General features: G+C 60.3%; 4 protein-coding genes and 1 pseudogene. All 5 read left to right on the top strand.

Features of this window, described 5'->3' with window-relative positions; all coding sequences use genetic code 11:
* Window positions 1–313 precede the first annotated feature (313 nt).
* Window positions 314–916, top strand: coding sequence for a hypothetical protein (locus tag ACXJ7R_RS28290; protein ID WP_457154704.1), 603 nt, complete (start codon window positions 314–316; stop codon window positions 914–916).
* Entirely contained in the window at window positions 906–2,003 is a 1,098-nt protein-coding gene (locus tag ACXJ7R_RS28285; RefSeq protein WP_457154703.1) for a phage major capsid protein, read from the top strand. Before ACXJ7R_RS28290 ends, ACXJ7R_RS28285 begins: the two co-directional genes overlap by 11 nt.
* A gap of 1 nt (window position 2,004) precedes the next feature.
* Window positions 2,005–2,538 (top strand): HK97 family phage prohead protease, encoded by a 534-nt coding sequence (locus tag ACXJ7R_RS28280; RefSeq protein WP_457154702.1) that lies wholly within the window; start codon window positions 2,005–2,007, stop codon window positions 2,536–2,538.
* Window positions 2,539–2,643: 105 nt separating this feature from the next.
* Window positions 2,644–2,865, top strand: coding sequence for a cold-shock protein (locus tag ACXJ7R_RS28275; protein ID WP_457154701.1), 222 nt, complete (start codon window positions 2,644–2,646; stop codon window positions 2,863–2,865).
* A 120-nt stretch (window positions 2,866–2,985) separates the two neighbouring features.
* A pseudogene (locus ACXJ7R_RS28270) lies at window positions 2,986–3,248 on the top strand (hypothetical protein); the annotation flags it as partial.

Here is a 3,248-nt window from a genome sequence, read left to right as displayed (position 1 = left end):
CCAGATGCTACAGTGAATAAGTGTTGCAATCTTCGGAAGTGCCAAATCGTGGACCCGAAAAACCTATAGGGCAACAACAACGAAATCGGGGCGCTTCGGCGTCCCTTTCTTTTGCGCCTGACGCCTCGTCACCGTCATTCGCTAACGCGCTTTTTGTGGAAGTACCGCATGGCGCGGTCAATTGCGCACCTTCGGGTACGCCCCTTTTCCCAAAATCCGACTGCCGCAGTCAGCGGCCAGTCGTTGATCGACCCCGCTCGCCTCGTCGGAGGTGGGCGGGGTACCGCTTTTCGAGATCATGGAAGGAATAGACATGGCAACCGCGAAACGACCACCGGAGACAACCGCCGCTCAGGAATTCGAGGCAATTCAGATCAAGGCTGCATCACTCAAGGCGCGCGACAAGGAACTACTCGCCGAGCAGATCGAACTCGAGCAGGCCGGTATCCGACCTGAACTACCGGCCGCTGGCGCTAACGTGAGGGATTTGGCTGCTGCGCTGCTCGAAGGCTCCGCGGCTCCGGCCGAACGCTTGCCAACACCAGGAGAAAATCTTCACCATCTCATTCTCGAGCGTCAGGCGGTCTCCTTCGCGCTAGACGCGCTGGCCGAGCTCGAGAACACAGCCCGGCGCATCGCTGCTGCAGAGATGCTCCAAGAATCGGCGGCGGAATGGCGGGAAATCGTGCGGCAACGCGCCCTGGCTGTTCTCGCACTTCGGCGCATCAACGCCGCGGCCTTCGACTTCCGTGAGCGCATCCGCCGCGTTGCCCGGACCAGTCCAAACTTGATCTGCGACGTCACCAGCGGGCCGCTGTTCGGCCCGCCAGTGGTCGGCGACGGAGCGTACGTCTTTCTCGAATCCGCCATTGCGGCCGGGATCATTAGCAAAAAGGAAATTCTAAATGCGGCATGAACTTTTTAACACAGGCGCACGTGTTCGCGCCTTCGATAACGACGCCGACGCCTTGAAGGCCGGCATGTTTTTCCGAGCTGCGCTGCACAAGGGCGACGATGTTGCCACAGCCTGGTGCGCGAAAAGCGGGGTGCGTCTCGAGAAGGCGCAGGGCGAGACCAAGACGCTGACCTCGCAAGCCGAAGCCAACGGCACATTCGGCGGCTATCTTGTCCCGACTGAAATCGAGGCCGGAATCATCAAGATCCGCGCTTTGGTTGGAACATTTCGGCGCAACGCATCCGTTAAAAGGATGGGCTCGGACACACGTTCGTTCCCGCGGCTCGACACCGGACTCACGGCTGCTTTCGTAGGCGAAAATGCCGCGATTTCTGAGCAGGACAGAACCTGGAGTTCCGTGACCCTCAACGCCAAGAAAGCCGCAGCATTGTCGCGCATTTCGAGCGAACTTGGCGAGGATGAAACCGTCGACCTCGGCCAGGATTTCGCCGAAGATGCCGCATACGCTTTGGCTGCACTCGAGGATTCCTGCGGCTGGAACGGAGACGGAACCGGCGCCTATGGCGGTATCACTGGCGTCTCAACGAAGATCATCGATGGCAATCATACCGCGTCCGTCATCACGGCGCCGGGAACCTCCCACGACACTTTTGACGAACTTGACGCCGCGGACTTAGGTGCGCTTGTGGCGCTGTGCCCAGAGTACGCCCTGCCGAGCGCGAAATGGTACTGCTCGAGCTACGCTTTAGGTCGCACATTCGCACGCTTGGGCGCCACAGCGGCCGGCATGACGATGACCGCCACCGGGCCACGGCCTGCAATGCAGTATCTCTCTTGGCCGATTGAGCCTGTCCCGAGCTTGCTGGGTGCAGGCGATCAGTCCGGCAAGGCGATGATTTTCTTCGGCGACCTGTCGATGGCCGCGACACTCGGCGACCGGCGAGGCATCACCGTTAAGAAGACTGAGGAGCGCTACCTCGAATACGACCAGGTCGGCGTCCGCGCGACAGAGCGTTTCGACATCAACGTCCATGACTTGGGCAGCAACACTGTTGCCGGTCCGCTCGTTGCGCTGGTGGGCAATTGAGATGACTGAGATCAAACGCTCCTCCGCTCACGCAGTCCTGAAGTTTGCCGGCGATGGTATCGGATCCCGACAGGTCCGTGCCATTGTGTCTACCGGCGAGGTCGACCGAATGGGCGACATTATCGAACAGGCCGGCATCAAGCTCGATGCCTTCCGCCGCTCGCCGACTATCCTCTGGCAGCACGATGCAGATCACCCGATCGCCAAGGCACTCAGCGTCAATGTTGAAGGCGGCAAGCTCGTCGCTCTTGTGCAGTTCCCCGATGCTGGCGTCAGTGCAAAGTCGGATGAGGTCTATGGCCTGATAAAGGCTGGCGTCATCAACTCGACGAGCATCGGCTTCGTGCCTCTGAAGAGTGCGCCGATTGATGCGTCGAAGCCTTACGGCGGCCAGCGCTTCACCAGCAGCGAGATGCTTGAGTTCAGCTTTGTCAGTGTGCCCGCCAACTCGAGCGCTTTGATCACCGGAAGATCGACTAGCCAGACGCCTCGCCTCGATGCAGCACGGCGCAAGCTCGCTCAGCTCCGGTCATAATCAATCAAGTTTTGGGAGCCAAGAGACGGGCAGCCCGAAGCCCAGCGACGAGGTGTCCGTCTGCCCTCAGTCGCTGGGCTTTCTCTTTCGCACAAGGAATTCAAGATGCCTAATCAAGACCGGCAAACCGGTACCGTGGTCACGTGGGTGCCCGGCTCGGCCTATGGCTTCATCGCGCCCCATGATGGTGGCGCTGACCTGTTCGTTCACGTCACCGCATTGCCCGACAGCATTGATGCGCTGCGCGTCGGAGAGCGAGTGTCGTTCAGCAGCCAGGTCGACAGCCGCACGGGCAAGCTGCGAGCCGTCAACGTCGAGGCAGCGTGACTACAACCCAGGGTATAGGGGGTCTCGACGAAAAGCCGAGACGGGGGCTTAGACCGCTTCTGGGCTTACCTTTGCGTTTCGTATCCCCGGTTCAATCCACGCGCGCGAGGAGGCCTGAAAATGGGTTCTAGAGGACCAAAATCCGCTGCAGAGCTTGCTGTTGTTCCCATTTCCACGCCTACCAAGGCCGCGCGAAAAGGTCCGTCTGCTCCGAAGCACTTGACCGCGGCGACGCGCCGCTGGTGGAACGAGGTGGTCGCTGACTTTGATCTCGAGAGCCAACATTTGCGCCTTCTGCAGAACGCCTGCGAGAGCTGGGATCGGGCGCAGCAGGCACGGGYAGCCCTCGCAACGCTAGGTCTGACGTTCACCGACGAAAAAGG

It is taken from the genome of Mesorhizobium sp. P5_C1 (assembly GCF_054049815.1).
The sequence above is the reverse complement of the archived record's forward strand: the minus strand, read 5'-3'. Positions and strand labels throughout refer to the sequence as shown.

Bases quoted from the DNA above. Each gene is read 5' to 3' on its own strand.
- ACXJ7R_RS28290 (WP_457154704.1), top strand. From the start codon at position 314: ATGGCAACCGCGAAACGACCACCGGAGACAACCGCCGCTCAGGAATTC.
- ACXJ7R_RS28285 (WP_457154703.1), top strand. From the start codon at position 906: ATGCGGCATGAACTTTTTAACACAGGCGCACGTGTTCGCGCCTTCGAT.
- ACXJ7R_RS28280 (WP_457154702.1), top strand. From the start codon at position 2,005: ATGACTGAGATCAAACGCTCCTCCGCTCACGCAGTCCTGAAGTTTGCC.
- ACXJ7R_RS28275 (WP_457154701.1), top strand. From the start codon at position 2,644: ATGCCTAATCAAGACCGGCAAACCGGTACCGTGGTCACGTGGGTGCCC.